Annotated in this window: 9 protein-coding genes and 2 pseudogenes; 3 read left to right on the top strand and 8 right to left on the bottom strand. The window is 68.3% G+C overall.

Translation table 11 applies throughout. The annotated features are described in order from the left end of the window. Nucleotides 1-25 precede the first annotated feature (25 nt). Entirely contained in the window at nucleotides 26-6235 is a 6210-nt protein-coding gene (locus ACIBK4_RS29260) for a DNRLRE domain-containing protein (protein WP_398999254.1), read from the bottom strand. 574 nt (nucleotides 6236-6809) lie between these two features. Between ACIBK4_RS29260 and ACIBK4_RS29255 the strand changes: the two genes are divergently transcribed. After that, complete coding sequence (locus tag ACIBK4_RS29255) at nucleotides 6810-8351, top strand: oxidoreductase (protein ID WP_398999252.1); 1542 nt, start codon at nucleotides 6810-6812, stop codon at nucleotides 8349-8351. On the opposite strand, the gene ACIBK4_RS29250 is transcribed toward ACIBK4_RS29255, so the two are convergent. The 4 genes and pseudogenes from ACIBK4_RS29250 to ACIBK4_RS29235 all read right to left on the bottom strand — a co-directional run bounded on the left by ACIBK4_RS29250 (nucleotide 8348) and on the right by ACIBK4_RS29235 (nucleotide 12774). After that, complete coding sequence (locus ACIBK4_RS29250) at nucleotides 8348-8530, bottom strand: hypothetical protein (protein WP_398999250.1); 183 nt, start codon at nucleotides 8528-8530, stop codon at nucleotides 8348-8350. The two genes, ACIBK4_RS29255 and ACIBK4_RS29250, sit on opposite strands and share 4 nt — an antisense overlap. Before the next feature lie 26 nt (nucleotides 8531-8556). Beyond that, nucleotides 8557-8940 carry a hypothetical protein gene (locus ACIBK4_RS29245; RefSeq protein ID WP_398999248.1) on the bottom strand — a complete coding sequence of 128 codons (384 nt, stop codon included), beginning with the start codon at nucleotides 8938-8940 and terminating at the stop codon, nucleotides 8557-8559. Nucleotides 8941-9148: 208 nt separating this feature from the next. Next, a complete protein-coding gene (locus ACIBK4_RS29240) occupies nucleotides 9149-11104 on the bottom strand; it encodes a YncE family protein (RefSeq protein ID WP_398999246.1) in 1956 nt (651 codons plus the stop codon). Between the two features lie 519 nt (nucleotides 11105-11623). Then, nucleotides 11624-12774: pseudogene (locus ACIBK4_RS29235) on the bottom strand (transposase). A gap of 136 nt (nucleotides 12775-12910) precedes the next feature. Between ACIBK4_RS29235 and ACIBK4_RS29230 the strand changes: the two are divergent. Beyond that, nucleotides 12911-13189 carry a hypothetical protein gene (locus tag ACIBK4_RS29230; RefSeq protein ID WP_398999245.1) on the top strand — a complete coding sequence of 93 codons (279 nt, stop codon included), beginning with the start codon at nucleotides 12911-12913 and terminating at the stop codon, nucleotides 13187-13189. Nucleotides 13190-13826: 637 nt separating this feature from the next. Continuing rightward, on the top strand, nucleotides 13827-14153 hold the full coding sequence (locus tag ACIBK4_RS29225; RefSeq protein WP_398999243.1) for a nucleoside triphosphate pyrophosphohydrolase: 327 nt from the start codon (nucleotides 13827-13829) through the stop codon (nucleotides 14151-14153). 94 nt (nucleotides 14154-14247) lie between these two features. On the opposite strand, the gene ACIBK4_RS29220 is transcribed toward ACIBK4_RS29225, so the two are convergent. The 3 genes and pseudogenes from ACIBK4_RS29220 to ACIBK4_RS29210 form a co-directional block, all read right to left on the bottom strand. Further along, complete coding sequence (locus tag ACIBK4_RS29220; protein WP_398999241.1) at nucleotides 14248-14784, bottom strand: methyltransferase domain-containing protein; 537 nt, start codon at nucleotides 14782-14784, stop codon at nucleotides 14248-14250. After that, nucleotides 14763-15224: pseudogene (locus tag ACIBK4_RS29215) on the bottom strand (ATP/GTP-binding protein); the annotation flags it as partial. The gene ACIBK4_RS29220 and the pseudogene ACIBK4_RS29215, both read right to left, overlap by 22 nt. Continuing rightward, complete coding sequence (locus tag ACIBK4_RS29210; RefSeq protein ID WP_398999239.1) at nucleotides 15221-15784, bottom strand: hypothetical protein; 564 nt, start codon at nucleotides 15782-15784, stop codon at nucleotides 15221-15223. The pseudogene ACIBK4_RS29215 and the gene ACIBK4_RS29210, both read right to left, overlap by 4 nt. Between the last annotated feature and the right edge of the window lie 101 nt (nucleotides 15785-15885).

Raw genomic sequence — 15885 nt, 5'->3', positions numbered from 1 at the left:
CGTTCTCAGATCCATCACGGCCTCACTAGTCCCATTTTCCGTAGCCGAACAGGGTGTATCTCTTCCCGCCAGGCATGATCACAGGGGCCGAGAAGTCGATCTCCACGGTGCTGTAGGCCTCCAGATGGCCGTGGAAGATCAGGTCGTAGCGGTAGCGTCCGCGGTCGCTCCCCTCGTGCTCGCCCCACCTGCTGTGCCAGTTGTAGTCGCCGGCCTCGGGGTGGCCGTACTCGTGCCATGCACTCACCGTGTGGCCTTCCACCATGATGGTGAAGGACAGGTTGACGTAGTAGGCAGAGCGCCAGTGGCCCGTGAGTTTCGCGGCCCAGAAGATGGAGCAGTAGCCGCTCGGCTCCGCGCACCTGCGGGTCAGGTGGACGCAGCCGGCGTGACCGCACTGCCAGCCGTCGTTCTTGTACTTGAAGCTCGTCCCCATCACGTCCGACGTGTTCACAGGGTCTTGCCCCGCGTAGTCGTACGCGGTCTGGCTGCCGCCAGGGACCGGGTCGGTCTGCAGGAACCTGCCGTCGGCCGGGCTGTAGAGGCGGACGCCCATGAGCAGCAGGCCGGTCGGGGTCTCCGCGGAGCGCTGATGGGCGCCGAGCCAGCCGTAGCGGGCGGTCGAGGTGGAGTTGCCGAACTCGTCGTAGCTGTGGCTGGCGACCGCGGTGGAGGCGATGGTCAGCTGGACGGTGACGTCGCCGTGCAGGTCGGACAGTTGCAGGACGGCGTTGCCGGTTGCGTCCGTGGTGGCGGCGAGGGTGCCCGTGAGGTCGTCCACGTCGCGTGTGATCGTTCCCGAGGTGTCCTCGGTGGTCCAGGCCGGCAGGTCGGTGTTGTCGGCGTAGTGGTTGGTCTTCGTCGCCGTGGTGGTCCAGGTGGAGTTGGAGAGGGTTTGCGTGGTCCAGCTCGCCGGGCGTTGGAGTGCGTCCAGGCTCCAGGTCTGCCGGGTGGTCGCGGTGGTCTCCTGGCGGACCAGGTCGTTGGTGTAGTACGCGAGCGTGGTGCCGTCGGGGGTGGCGGTGGTGCGGCCGAAGGCGTCGTAGGTGTAGCCGGTGTCGCTGACGCGGTCGGCGCTGTCGTAGATGTGGGTCGCGGTCGTGGTGGTCGTGGTCGTTGTGTCGGCGCAGTCCGTGGAGCTCGTGTCGGTGGCGAGTTTCGTACGGTTCCAGCTGGTGGCGGACGCGAAGGTGTAGGCGCGGGTCGTGCAGGAGTTCCCGGTGTCGTCGGCGGCCTGGGTGAGGCGGTCGGCGTTGTCGTAGGTGTAGGTGCTCGCCGTGGTGGTGCCGTTGTTCTCGCTGTGGCCCGCTCGCAGGCCGCCGGCCGTGTAGTCGGCGGTGTCGGTCAGCACGGGTGTGCCGCCGGAGTCGGTGTAGGTGCGGGTGGTGGTGTGGCCTGAGGGGTCGTAGGACTGGGTGAGGGTGTAGCCGCCGGGGAGGGTCTCGGCGGTGAGGTTGCCGTCGGCGTCGTGGCCGGTGGCGGTGAAGGTGCCGGCGACGGAGTCGGTGACCGTGGCGGTCAGGCCGGTGGTGGCGTCGTAGGTGTAGGTGGTGGTGGAGGGGGCGGAGTCGGTGACGGTGACGGGGCGGTCGGAACTGTCGTACGCCGTCGTCGTGGTGTCGCCGGTGCCGTCGTCGTACGTCGCCTGGCGGCCGAGTTCGTCCTGGGTGACCGTGATGGTCGTCCCGTTCGAGGTCTGTTTGGCCGGGGCGCCCGTGGTGGTGTCGTAGGTGTAGGTGATGTCGGGGGTGGTTGTGCCGGTGCCGCCGGAGACGGACTGCGTGAGCACGCGGCCGATCGCGTCACGGGTGTAGGTCGTGGTGCGAGTGGTGGAGTTTGCGGTCTCCGCGAGGGTGTGGACCTGGCCGTACCGGTCGTACGTGTACGTCGAGGTCGGCAGTTCGGCGGGGTTGGAGCCGCCGCCGGTGATGGTCGCCGCCGGTGCGGTGCGACAGACGAGGCCGGACCATTCGGGGTGCCCCTGGCAGTCGCCGCTGCCGGTCGCCGAGTAGTACGTGGTCAGCGTCGTCTTCGCGTCGCTGCCCGTGGAGCCCGACTGGATCTCCTTGGTCAGGTTGCCGTCGCTGTCGTAGCCGTAGCCGGTGGTGGCGGCCAGACCGCTGGGGTCGGTGACCGTGCTCAGGGGCAGGCCGGCGGTCCAGTCGTAGGTGGTGGCGGTGGTGTGCCGGTCGGCGTCGGCCGGGTAGCCGGTCACGGTGGCGCCAGTGGTCGTCGAGGTCTGCTCGTCGGAGACGACGGCGTCGCTGGGCCGGTTCTCGTCGTAGGCGTAGGCGGTGTGCGTACGGGCGAGAGTCTCGGTGCCCGCCGCCAGATCGGCGCCGCTGGTGCCACCGGAGAGGGCGTGCTGGAGGGTGATGGTGTGCAGCGGGCCGTAGACGTCGGTCATCTGCTCGGAGCCGTCGTCGGCGGTCGTGTAGTCGGTGACGGTGGAGAGCAGTTCGGCCGCGTCCGCGCTGCTCGCGGTGTTCGCCAGGGCACCGGTCAGCAGTGGGTCGGCGCTGGTGGTGGTCCCCAGGGCCAATTCACGGTCGGCAGCGGTTAGTTCACGGACGGTGTTGCCCATGGCGTCGTACTCGGTGGTGGCGATACGACCGCCCGGGGCGCCCGTGTCGACGCCGCGTCCGGCAGCGTCCAGGTAGGTGACGGCGGCCTTGGTGTAGTCGCCGGAGCCCAGCGTGCTGCCGTCGTTGCCGGATGGTACGGAGGTCGGCGGGAAGACGGCGGTGCCGGTCGTGGGGATGTCGCTCTGGCCCCACTTGGCGGTGGCGGCGGTGGACAGGTCGTAGGGGGCGGCGGAGCCGGAGACCGGCACGTCGTAGACGACGCTGGTGGTCGCCGTGCCGTCCGTGGTTGCTGTGGTCCCGGGCTTCAGCGTGGCCCGGGAAACGGACAGCAGCTTGCCGTCGTCCGTGTCGTAGGCGAACGTCCAGGGCAGCTGTCCGGGCGGGGTGAGCGTGGCGATCCGGCCCGCGCTGTCGTAGGTGTATGCCGTTTTGAGGAGGGTGTCCAGGCGCGGGTCCCAGGTTTCGCGGAGTCGGCCCGAGGTGTCGTACGCGTATTGGGCAAGGACCGTCGCGGTCGCGGCCGAGTCGCCGGGGGTGGTGGTCCACAGCTTGATCTGGCTGACCTGGCCCGCGTAGTTACCGAGCGCCGAGGAGGTCGCGGTGGTCGCGGGGGCGTAGACGAACTCCAGGACCCGGCAGCCCGCCGTGCTCGGATGGTCCTTGCAGGTGGCGGCGGAGACCGCGCTGGTGGGCGTGATGACGTACTCGGGTTCGGCCAGGAAATCGCTGCTCCCGGAGACCTGTACGGCGTTGGAGACCACGGTGGTGGTGTTCGCCGAGTCGTCGTCGGTGGCGGTGGTGGCCAGCTGCCAGGTGGTGGAGTTCCCGTTCGGCTTGGTGAAGGTGGAGGCCGTGCCGTCGGAGGAGTCCTTCAGGGTGAAGGAACTGCCGGACGGTGAGCCGGTCAGCGTCAGGTCCTCCGAACCGGGCTGTGGGGTCCAGGTGCCTGCGGTCGCGTCGAGCAGGGTGAAGCCGGTGGCCGACCCGGTCGAGTCGAGCAGCGACACCGACGTGCTCGACGTCTGCCTGAGGTAGGTCCAGTCGGACGTCGGCGCGGTGATGCCTGAAGTCCAGTTCGGTCCGAAGATGGCGACCTGTCCCACCTGTCCGGCGCCGCCCTGGGGGTTGCGGGAGGAGAACGCGCGGGTCACGGTCGCGCCGAACGCGGAGGTGTCCGTGGCCGACAGGCCGAAGTCACCGGTGAGCAGGTTGACCGAGCCCGGACCGACCGCGCTGCTGGGCGCGTTGTCGGCCTTGCGGTCGACTGTGACGGTGGCCGTGTCGGTGCCGTAGGTGTTGGTGCCGTCCGTGAACAGAGCCCGAACCTGCACCGGTCCGTCGTCGGAGACCTGGTCGGTGGCTGCCCAGGTGAGGTCGTCCGGGTTCGTGGACGAGGAGAAGGCGAACGGCCAGGAGGAGAGCGCCGTACCGTCCTTCTTGGTCACGTAGTTCACGGGGATGGGTTGCCAGCCATACGGATCTGCGGCGCCGATCCGGTACTGGTAGGTCACTCCGGTGAACGCGCCGGACTGGGTGGCCGACAAGGTCACGTCGTCGTCCGTGGTGTCGCCGGTGACCGGGGAAGTGAGCCCCGCCTTGCCCACGCCGAAGGCGTAGGACGTGGTGGCGGTAGAGATGTTGCCGCCGGAGTCGATGGTGCGGGCGTACAGGGTGTGCCAGCCGTTGCCCGGCTTGACGGTGATCGTCTGCGACTCGCCGCCGTTGCCGTCGGTCGTGTCGAGTGCCTTGTTGGGGACGGTCTTGTCGTCCAGGCCCCACTGGTAACCGGCGCCGTCGCTGGACGTGGTGGACAGGGTGCAGGTCGCGCCGCTGCTCGACTTGTCCGTCCAACTCCCCGACGTATAAGGGGAGCAGGAGATCGTGGGTGCGGCGGGCTTGGCGACGTTCGGCACGAAGGAGACGTACGACGACCAGGCTCCGTAGTCCGTCCCGTCGTAGCCGCGCACCCGCAGCCGCAGATGCGCGCCGACCAGCTGGCTCGCGCTCGGCACGGCCAGCGTGGCCGTGCCGCCGGAGGACACCGAGGACGAGGTGGCGGTGTAGGAGTACGAGGTCTCGCCCGAGTAGGCCGGGTCGTTGGTGATCTCGAACTGGGCCTTGACGGTGGAGCCGTCCGGGTCGGAGACCTTCGCGGACAGGGTCGGCGTGTAGGTCGTCACGTACCGCTTGCCGCTGTAGGCGTTGACCGCGGACGGCGACACGGCCGCCGAAGTCGGCTTCGAGGGGTAGGAGTTGTAGGTGACGACCAGCATCGGCGCGTACCCGGACGTGGTGTAGTTCGCCGAGCGGAAGCGCCGCCAGGTCGTCGAGTCGCTCTCGTCCGCGCTGCGCAGCTGGAGGCCGTAGTTGGGGGAGCCGTCCGCCCACGCCTGCACGATGCTCTGCAGGTTCCAGTTCGACCAGGCCGCCGGGCAGGAGGAGGAGTAGCCCCAGTGGCCGGTGTTGGTCGCCACCCCGGTCGTGGTCGTCGAGGGCTGGGTGCTCCAAGTGACCGAGGACGAGGACCATGACGAGGTGATCCGCCGGGCCTGGGTGGCCGCTCCGGACGTCGAGCAGGTCGACGAGTAGTAGTTGTACAGCTTCATCGTCGCCGAGGTGATGTCCGTGCCCGCGAACTTCGACACGTCGAACTTCAGATAGGCGCGGGCGATGTCGCTGCCACTGTCGTACGTGCCGGACTTCAACTCCTGCGAGGAGACCTGGGAGTCGGTGTAGTCCGGCGTCTGCACCCACGTGTCGGTGGTCACGGCGAGGGTGGAGGTGGGGTCGACGGTGACCGGGTAGGTGGCCGTGTCGAGGAAGGTGGCGTCCGGGGTGAGGACGAGGGTCTGCGTGCCGTCGTCGGCCGTCTCGACCTTGGTCGTCACCTGCTCCTGGTGCGCGGACTCACCGGAGGCGGTGTCCTTGCTCGCGTCCCACATCATCGGGGCCGGTGCCTCGGCCACCAGCTTGCCGGCGGTGTCCTTCAGCAGCAGGTGCCCGGAGTCGGCCTGAGACAGGGTCAGACCCTTGAGGTGCAGGGGGATGCGGTAGCTGACGGCGGAGTCGGTGGGCCGGCTGTCCAGCGTGATGTTCTCCGAGAAGCCCTGCGCCAGCGCGGTCGCCGACAGGCTCTGCCCGTCGCCCAGGTCGTAGGAGGCGGTCGCGTCCTTCACCGTCGGGGTCGGGAGCTTGTCCTCCCACCCGAGGCCGAAGGACTTGCCGCCCTTGGCGACCGAGGCGAGATCGGTGTCACCGCCGTCCGACACCGCGACGTCCGCAGCGGCCACCTGGGGCTCCAAGTCGGCGCCGACATCGGACAGATCGGTGTCGATGTCCTTCCAGTAGCCGTCGTCCTGCTGGACCCGGACCGGGCCGGCGTAGGCCTCGGTCTGCATGCTGCCGTCGGCCAGCGCATAGGTCGTCGAATCCGTGGTCCGCTCCGACAAGACCTCGATCTTCCGGTTCTGCAACCGGGCCATCAGGAGGGCGGAGGTGGCGTCCTTCGCCTCGGCGGCACCGTACTGCTGCGCCGACGCGGAAGCAGCGGTGGTGGCGTCCGAGGCCACGCTGCCCGGGAGGGCCACCGCCGCGCCGGTGTCGGCGAGAGCCAGAGCCGACTCGGCGAACAGGACGGCGGCGGCCACCATGCCGATCGCCCGTATACGGGACCGGCGAGACCGCCTCGATCTGGTGGTTCTATGGGATCTTGATCTGCTGTGCACGGACAACCCCGTGATCTTTCCGCTGGTGAAGCTATGAGCAGCAGATCTTTACATCACCCTTACGTGGGCTTGTGTGGTCGCTGTGCGCACGGCAAAGCGGGGGCAATATCTCCCCAAAGGGGGTCCAGGCTCAGCTTTGGTGGCAGTTTTGATGATCATTGCAAAGTTGGACATTCCGTGCTGGCGTGCGATCGCCGGCAGCTGCCCCATCCTGATTCCGGTGGGCCGCCTTCTTGATCAACGTTTGACGGAAAATCCACTCAAGTCGTAAGAAAAAGGCAAGGTTTCGGCGAGATCTGGGCCTGAGGCTGTGTCAGCTTTCAAGGAGACTGCCATTCGATGGGCCGAGTAACTCGGCTTCGGCGGCGGATACTTGAACCCCGTGGCTTCGTCTTCGCCGGCGTGTGCGGCAAGAGCAGGTGGCAGCGCACGACACCCCCCTACGATCGGCGAGCGGTTGGGCAAGGCGAGCGCGAGGGAAGATCACTACTCTGCATGAGTGCTCTCATACGACGAGTTGACTTCACCGGAGCGTGAGCTGTGGGACGCGTTCCCCGAGGGACGCCGCGTGGACCTGCGCACGGGAGTAGCGGAGGACGACCGTGTCGTCGAGGGTGGGCAGTGGGGCCCCGAGCGGACGGTTCGAGCTGCCGTGATCGCAGCGCTGCTTTCGGGTGCGAACGCCACGCAACAAGGCGTCGCCGCCTGCCTGAAGCTCTCCGGCGCACGGATAAATGGCTGTCTGGATCTGTCGGACGTGGAGCTCGGTCAGGCTCTCCGGATCGAGGAGTGCTGGTTCGAGAACGCGCCGAAGCTCCAGGGCGCGTCGACCCGGACGATCCGCATGGTGGACAGCTGGCTGCCCGGCCTCGACATCGCTCTGGTGCGTGTCGAGGGGCACCTCGACCTGTCGCGGTCGCGCGTGGAGGGGTGCCTGGATCTTCTGAATGCCTCGGTGGCAGGCGAGTTGGTGCTGAATGGCACGCGGGTGCGTGTGTCCGAAGGGTGGTCCGTGATCGCGGACGGCCTTGACATGGGGGGCGGCGTCTTCTGCATGCACGGGTTCACCGCCCGCGGCGGAATACGCCTGCTGGGAGCGCAGCTGCCGGGTGGACTGTACATGCAGGGTGCACACCTGGAGTGCCCCGTGCCGCTGGGGCGCCCTGGTCCGCGAGGGCTGGCCCTGGCCCTGGACAACGTGGTGGCGTCGACGCTCAACCTCTCCGGGGGCTTCACCGCGGACGGGACGGTGAGGCTGCGGGGCGCCCGGGTCTCGGACAGCCTGACCTTCGAAGGAGCCGTCCTTAACGCAGCACCCGACGGTGACGGCCCGGCCCTGGCCGGCCTCCTGATGCAGGTAGCCGACTTCGACTTCACCCTCGCCCGACCGCCGTCCGGCACCGTGGACCTGCGGGGCGCGCAGGTGTCCTATCTTCACGACAGCGAGCACAGCTGGCCGGACGTGGTGGAGCTGGACGGCTTCGTCTACGGCTCCATCAAGGCGGTCGAGGCGGGCGAACGGGGGGAGGCAACGGGGCGTCGGCAGTCTGCCGTATGCCGTGTGGAGTGGATACGACGCAGCCCCGGCTACAGCCCCCAGCCCTACGAGCAGTTGGCGAGCTGGTACCGGAAGGCCGGCCACGACAACGATGCCCGCCGAGTGCTCCTGGCCAAACAGCGTCACCGCCGCCGCACGCTGCATCCGGTGACGCGGGCGTGGGGGCATCTGCTCGATGTGACCGTCGGCTACGGCTACCGTCCCTGGCTGGCCGGCGTCTGGCTCCTCGCGCTGACCCTGTTGGGCACACTGACCTTCAGCGTGCACACCCCCAACCCGGTCCAACAAGGCGATAGCGTCCCGTTCCAGCCCCTGGTCTACACACTCGACCTCTTGGTCCCCATCGGTGGTCTGGGGCAGCGCACGGCCTGGTATTGGTCGAATGGCAGCCTCCAGTGGCTGGCCTACCTGCTGATCGCCTTCGGCTGGGTGCTGACGACCGCCGTCATCGCGGGTGTCACCCGCGCACTGCAGAAAAACTAGCGGGCGACAGCTGAGTTGAGCCGTCGCCGGCAGAGCAGTGCGCATCCGAGAGTGAGGAAGGCTTCGTGGATGTCGTCGCGTATCTCCCAGCTGATCCGCAGGCGGTGGAAACCAGTGAAGGTGGGCGCCGCCAGGCTGTAGAGGTCGTCGGAGGTGCCGCACTCGACGAGCGTCCTCACATGCCAAGTGTTTGAGGAATCGAGCACTAGCCCTCTTGCCGTCGAGCCCCTTGTGCCTCACATGCCTCGAAGGACGTCACCACGCTAAGACCCATATGCACCAAGGGTGTGCTCTGCCCCGATCTGAGCGTGCAGATAAAACGGGTGTTGCATGAGTCGTGGTTGGCGTCGGTCCAGTGCTTGAGCTTGGTGTGCTCGTAGCCGGTGCGGCTCTCGCTCTGGACGGGCAGGGCGGGCAGGGCGTCGCGGACGGGCAGGGTCACGGTGTCGCCGGGGGCGGCGGCACGTGCGGGTTCGGCTACGTGAGCGCTGGCGGGTGAGAGCAGGGCGGTGACGGCTGACAGGACAACTGCCACGGCGCGTGCCGTGCGGATGGGGTGCACGAGGATCCTTCCGGAGATCGCAGGCATGGCTGTGATCTCCGTAGCGGGCCCGGCTTCCGCCACGCCCGGTGATCCGTCGTCACCTCACCCGTGCGGGCGGTAAGTCACACCGCCACCCGGTATCGGTGCAGGTCTAAGCCGGTGTGCGCGTGGCGTGCGCGGGGTGTCGGGCGGTGACGGAAACGGAAACGGACACACGTCTCCGCGTCACCGCCCGACCCGGGGGCTGCGTGGGTCAGCTGGTGAAGTAGAAGTACTGCCAGGCGCCGTAGGTCGTGGTGTTCACGCTGTCGCCGGAGGCAGGATCGACGTACGACGCGCGGACCCGGGCACGGACGCCCGTGGTTCCGGGGTGGCCGAGGTTGACGCTGCTCTTGCCGTTCGTGCCGAGGGCGAAGTACTCCGAGTCGGTCGTGTACCACTTGCCGCCTGAGTAGACCTGGAGGTCCAGGCGTTCCTTGCGGCTCTTGTAGTACGTCATCGTGGTGGTCAGGATCGCGTCGGTGTTCTTGTGGTAGTAGCGGTAGCGGGTCGAGCCGATCGTGCCGGTGCGGTAGTACTTGGACAGCGAGCTGGCGGTCTTGACGTGCGCGTACGCGGTGGATTTCACGGTCCGCGGGCTGTAGCGGGAATCGCCCTTGAAGACGGCGCTCACCGCGGTGTCGCGGGACATGGTGACGGTCGCCGTCAGGTTGCCGTGCGCGTCCACCTTGCCGCTCTTGATCAGCTTGTTGGGCTTGTCCGGGCCGTAGGGGTCGGCCCAGATCTCCACCGTGCGGTTGGTGTAGGTGGCGCCGAGGTGAGCGGTGAAGACGACCTTCTTGCCGTAGGTGTACGTCTTCTTGTTGTTGGTGAGCGTCACGGCCGGCTTGGTGCGGGAGACGGCGACGGTGTCCGAGGCGGACGCCTGGGTGTGCGCGGCGTCCCCGGGATACGTCACCGTGTAGCGGACCGTGCCGCCGGCCGGGGGCACGTCGGTGAACGAGAACGCGCCGCCGGCGCCCAGCACCGTGGTGCCCAGGGACTTGCCTGTGGGGGAGAGCAGGTCGGTGCGCATGACGTTCACGGGTGTCCCGGCAGGCGGTAGGAGACTGGCGGTGAGGGTGCCCTTGACGGTGAGGGTCTTGGCGCGCGGGGCGGTGGCCGGGGCGTTGACGGCGAGTGTGGTGACGTACTTGCGTGGTTCGTTCACCGTCTGGAACTGCATGGAGCCGGATGATCCGGTCAGCACGAACAGCTTGGTTCCGTCCGCGGACCAGGAGGTGGAATGGCCGCCCCAGGGCATCCAGGCGTTCGACAGGTTGCGGACGCTGGCCGGGGCGTCGGCGCCGCCGGGGAAGACGTAGGTGTCGCCGGTGTTCTCGGTGTCCAGCGTGGTCGCTGCGATGGTGCCGTCCGGGGCCACCGTGACGGTCTCCGGCTCGTCCCTGACCGGATACTCGTGCACCTTGGCGAGGTCGGAGAGCCGGTATTCGGTGACCGCCCGGTACCCCTGCCCGACCACCACGATCGACTGCGCGCCCGGAGTGAACGCGGCGTCCCCGTAGAAGCCGCCCTCGTCCTTGGTGACGCGGATGGCCGGTGTGCCGGAGGAGACGTCGTAGACGACGATCGGCCCGGAGCTGATTCCGCCGTCCAGGGCGACCAGGGTGTCCGGGTTGGCCGGGTCGGCGTACAGCATCGGCGTGCTGGCGAAGTCGTGGCCGCCGGCGAGGTCGAGTGTCACGGTGGCCGGACTCGCGGTCAGGTCCACCTCGCCGAGCCCGGAATCCCACTGGTCGCCGTAGCCGAACCAGATCCGGCCCTGCGTGAGCGCGATGTGGCGCGGGGCCGTTCCGGCGCCGGTCGGGTACTCGGCGCTCTGCGTGAGCGTCGCCGTGTCGAAGGCGACGACCGTGTCGGCGCCGGTGACCGCGGCGTACAGCGTGCCGCCGTCGGGGCTCAGCACCAGGTCCGAAACCCCGGACAGGCCGGTGAGTGTCTGGATCACCTTGCCGGTGTAGTCGACGACCGTGATCACGCTGTCGCCGCTGATGAAGAGGCGCTGGTGCGCGCCGTCGACGACCGTGTCGCGGACGTCGCCGACGCTGATCGGCACGCTGGAGTCGGCAGCCGCGGGTCCGGCGCCGAGCAGTACGGAACTGAAGAGGGCTGCCGTCGCGACGGCAGCCGGAAGTGTGCGGATACGCACGGGAATTGACCCCCCAAGGGCACGGCCGCTGCACGGCCGACCGGCCCTGTGACCGGTGGGTGAAGCGTAGGGCAGAGCTCTGACACACCCTGCGGCGCCTGTCGGCCCCCATCGGCACCTGGCCCAAGATGTCGTCCTCAACTGGCTCGCCCTTGGCGATGACCACCACGGTGCCGCTTCGGTGGAGAAGCTCGGAGACGGAGCCGGGCCCGCCGCTCCCCCTCCCCATTACCGTCTTCGTAACCCCGCAACGGGGTTACGAAGACGGTAATGGGGGGGCTGCTCCCCAAACCTGCGACTGAGGAGTCTGGCTGGTACGGATGTAGATCACTTGGTCGGCTTCGCTTTGGTTCTGTGACAAATCAGCTAACGATCACTAGGTAAATAGTGCGCTGACATGCATACCTAGTGATCGTTTCAGGATCTGTTGTTGTGGTGTGGCATGGATCTGGCCTGGGGCTTCCTGAGGTGGTTGGGATGCAGGCAGGCTCTGTGCTGCAGATTTAGCTTGTTCTTTATCTACCAGGATCTTCCGGGTCTGCCGATGGCCTTGAGGGCCTCGGGACGTTTGACGGTTTTGCCCATGTCGTAGCGGGGTGCGGGACGGCGGTTCTTGGTCCCGGGCGGCCGTCCGGGACCGGTGCCGCGAGGTTGGGGAACACGGGCCGGGCACAGCAGGTGGGCTCGGATGTTCCTGAACCTCCGGCGGACCCGGGCCGGTGTGAGGCGTTCGGGTTTGGTCGGCTTCTCTCAGGGCCGACAGAGGTCGGCGGCCAGCGTCCGGGCGAGCCTGAGTTGGCTGTGCGCGACGACCAGGAGCCAGGTCCAGCGGTCCGCGGCCTCGGGTGTACGCAGTTTCGGGGTGGTCCAGCCGAATGTCTGCTTTCCGAACTTGAAGGTGTGCTCCAGGTCGAATCTCCTCAGGAACCCCTGCCACCAGCGGTCCACGTCCGCCGGGTTGGCTTTGGTCTTCGAGGACCACAGCCATACCGGCGGCGCCTCCCGCTCCTTGGAGAGGTGCTCGACTTTGAGACGGACCAAGGTGCCCTCGACGATGGGGAGTTCACCGTCGTGCTCCAGCCAGGCCGAGCGGTGGGTCAGCCTCGGGTGGACCCGGTCCCATGCCTGGGCTTGGGCCTTGCCGTAGTTGGTGGTGTCGGTAGCCGTGGTCGCGGAGGGTTCGGGCCACGTCTCGGGCTTGGCGAAGCGGAACTCCGGCCCGTGCTTGGGCGGTCGCCCGCGACGAACGAGTACGGCCAGCCCGGGATGAACTGCGACGCGGACTTCGCCCGTCCGTAGACATGACTGAACAGCCGTTGGTCCGAGCACGGAGCGTCAGAGCGAAGCCACGGCGACACATCGACCGCGAGCACCAGGCGCCCGCCCTCGAAACGTGGCAGCGGCAACCCGGCCAGCGCCGTCCGTAGACGGTCGACATCAATCCCGCCTCGGTTGAGAGCGCCGTACAACGCGCCGTGCCCACGGCGGTGTTCGGGCACCAGCGTCAGATCCACCGGCGACTTCACCGGGCCGTCCGCGCACAGCACCGCGTCCACCAACTCGGACAATTCATCGCGCCGGGCGGTCAGACATGCGTAGAAGGCACCCCGGAAGCGTGACGCCTCCACGAACGCTTCCTTCCGGACAGCATCGGGCAGCAGACTCCCCATCACGGCCTTCGTCTCGGTCACCTGCACCTTGGTCGGAGCACATGATCAGACGAAGGCCGCCAGCACGTCCGGCGAATCCCCAGGTGGGTGACCTCGTTCGGGGAGCAGTTCGAGGCGAGCGCCTTACTCTCTCTGCGTGCCTTCTCTCCTGGACCTTCTGCAGTCCCTTGAACAACAACCTGCCGAAGCGGTCATCTACGCGGCCAAGCCATGGACGGCTGCCTCAGACGCGGTCGCCGCAGCATTCGACGCGCCGCCGCACGGCCTTGCCTATCTACTCGAAGTCGTACTGGCCCAGGACGTCCTCGAAGTGTGGTCGTCCTGGCGGCACGGAGCCCGGCCCAGCCCCTTGGAGAAATGCCAGGCAGTCATCCACTATGCCGAGCACGACGCGTACCTGGACCCGCCTCGCTGAACACCACCACAGCAACAGAGGCTTCGACCGTCGTTGATAAAGAACAAGCTAAGCAGTCCGCTGCTTCACGGGCGCCCTCCGCACACAAGATGAAAGACCCGCCGACCATCCCTGCGAAATGTCCGGAGCCCGAAGAGCCTGTCCTGCGGCCGTCCGAGCAGCGGTGCGGTGACATGAGAGGCCGAGACCGGCCCGCGCCAAGCACCACTGTTGCTGCTTCGGAGGACGATCCGGCAGCGGCAACACACGGGTCATGGCCAAGCATCAGGCGGAGTTCAAGGCCGCCCGGCACAAGAGCGGACACCTACGCGGTCACGATCGAGCAGCTGGCGAGGGAACGGGCCGAGGCCTTGGCCGAACGGGATGAGGCCTTCACCGCGAGGGATGCCGCTCTGGGCTTCGCGGCCTTGCCCACCACCCCACCGCAGCAGCGGGCCGCCCCTTCCGGCGGGCGGACCCGCCGCCCGCTTTTGGCGCGGGGACGGCGGTGGCGAACGGCCGAGGGGACATGGGGTCCTCCGAGCGGGTGGGATTGGCGGTTCGCATGGCGAGTTGTGAGGCGACTTCTCTAGGCTGCGGCGGCATGAAGGGGCGGCGTCCGGCGACCGCCTCACGAAGACAGCGCGGGAGAGCACGGGTGGAGCCCTACAGCAGGCACGGCAAGTTGGTGCGGGACCGGATTCCGCAGATCATCCGGGAAGACGGGGCCGAGCCGGTCACCTATACAGCTGGCCGGGAGGAATACCGCAGTCGGCTGAGGGACAAGCTCGGCGAGGAGGTCGCCGAGTTCCTTGAGGCGGATAGGGACTCGGCGCTGGAGGAACTCGCGGACGTGCTGGAGGTCGTGCGCGCTCTCGCCGCGGACCTGGGGGTCGACGCGGATCAGCTGGAGAAGATCCGTGAGACCAAGGCGAGTGAGCGGGGCGGCTTCGCCGACCGGATCGTTTGGACGGGCAACTGCTGACCGCAAGCCGTCCTCAGCGAAGAGTTGGTACACGACTTCGTGCACAACTGTGTACGCGACTGGGGACGTTTGGGGACGTTGGTTGGTACGCGATTCACGTCCGGGGCTTGGCCAGGACGGCATGGCAGGCCCCGGGCAGCGGCAGCACGGGGGCACCGGCAGCGGGGGCGAGGCCGGCCCGGCGGGCGAGGGCGGTGATCTCGCCTGGATCGATGCCGCGCTGGAAGGTCCTCTTGCTTTGGCTGGACCAGAAGCCGTCTTGGTGGGCCGTCCAGCCGCCGTCTGCGGCAGCCTTGGTGATCTCCTTCGGTGAGCGGGTGACGACCACGACATGGCCACCGGGGCGGGCGAAGGACGCCGCGTCCTTGAGTGCCTGGATCCGCTGCCAGGGGTCGGGCAGCACGTTGAGGACGAACATCGAGGTGACCAGGTCGAAGCCGGTCCGCTCGGGGCGGGGCCAGCCGAAGTCGTCGTGCGGGTCGAAGCCTTCGGCATCCAGGTCCGCCGAGCGGTAGTGGACAATGTCGGCGCTGCGGCCACAGCCGTGGTCCAGGACGCTTTTGACGCCGAGGGGGCCGGTCAGGTGCTCGGTTACGGCTCGAGAGGCCGGAGAGGGGACAGCTCCGCCCACGCCGCGCCGAGCGACGCTGATACCTGCAGGCCGGCGCTCTCGGTTTGCAGCGGTACCGCCAGCCACAGGGTGCGGCGGTGCATCTCCTGACCGTCCAGGAGATCCAGGGTGGCTTCGACGTTCTCCACCCACGGATGCCCGCCGTCGACCGGCATGTTCTCGGCCGGCTCGATGCCTGCGATCATGCGCAGGGCGATTTCTCCCGGATCGACCTGCGCGCACAGCCCGATCAGCCGGGGCGCACCCGTCAGGGACCGGACCAGGTGGGTGATCCTGGCGAGTTGTTCGTCGCGGACCGCGGCGGGCACGTAGGTGCCCTGGACGGTCTCCTCGCTGCGGCCGCGGGCGTCCGGGCCGGGGTGGAGCCGGTAGATCGCCCACACGCTCCCGTGCGTCGACCAGAGGAGGTGTCCGGCGATGTGACGGATCGGCACCCTCATCGCACATCCCCGCTCTGCGCGGCGAGGGCGAGCAGCTGCTGGACACCCGACACCGGACGGACCGGCGCCGACGGGGCAGCCGCCGTCGTAGGACGGCGCGGAGTCGAGCGCGGCGTGACCGGGCTGCGCCGAGGTGTCCGGTCGGCAGAGGACCCAGAGGCCCCAGAGGCACGCCGAGGCGTGCGGGCCCTAGCGGGTGTGGGCGCGTCTTCGATGGTGAAGCCGCCGAGCAGCGGGTGGGGAGTACGGTCGCGAGCGGCCCGCCCGCCGATCCGTCCCCCGCGCGGCTGCCAGCCGAGCATCAGCCAGCCCAACGCGGCCTGCATCGGCGCACGGCCCCCGACCTTCGGCCGGCGCACCGCCCACACCGTCAGCAGCCAGGCCGCGATCGGGACCGGTCCCATCCACGACCACCAGCTGATGGTCTTGACGAGGAGGAAGCCGCCGACGACGGCGACCGCGATCTGCGCGGGTGTGTACGGGCCGAGGGGGATCTTCCAGTCGGCGACCTTGCCCAGCACCCAGGGGTGACGGCGGGCGGACGTGTAGAACCGGCCCACCCGGTATCGCCGCTCGGTTTTTCTGCGTTGCTTTGGGGTTTGTGGGCTGGGACTTCGCAGTTCTTCTGAGTGGCCTCTGCGGGGGTGGTGCTTTGTAGCGC

This window comes from Streptomyces sp. NPDC050528 (assembly GCF_044457795.1).
In the GTDB taxonomy this organism is placed as follows: Bacteria; Actinomycetota; Actinomycetes; order Streptomycetales; family Streptomycetaceae; genus Streptomyces.
The sequence above is the reverse complement of the archived record's forward strand: the minus strand, read 5'-3'. Positions and strand labels throughout refer to the sequence as shown.

What these genes read in the sequence shown, in the direction of transcription:
- ACIBK4_RS29245 (WP_398999248.1), bottom strand. Translation starts at nt 8,940, where the DNA reads ATGCCTGCGATCTCCGGAAGGATCCTCGTGCACCCCATCCGCACGGCA.
- ACIBK4_RS29260 (WP_398999254.1), bottom strand. Translation starts at nt 6,235, where the DNA reads ATGGTGGCCGCCGCCGTCCTGTTCGCCGAGTCGGCTCTGGCTCTCGCC.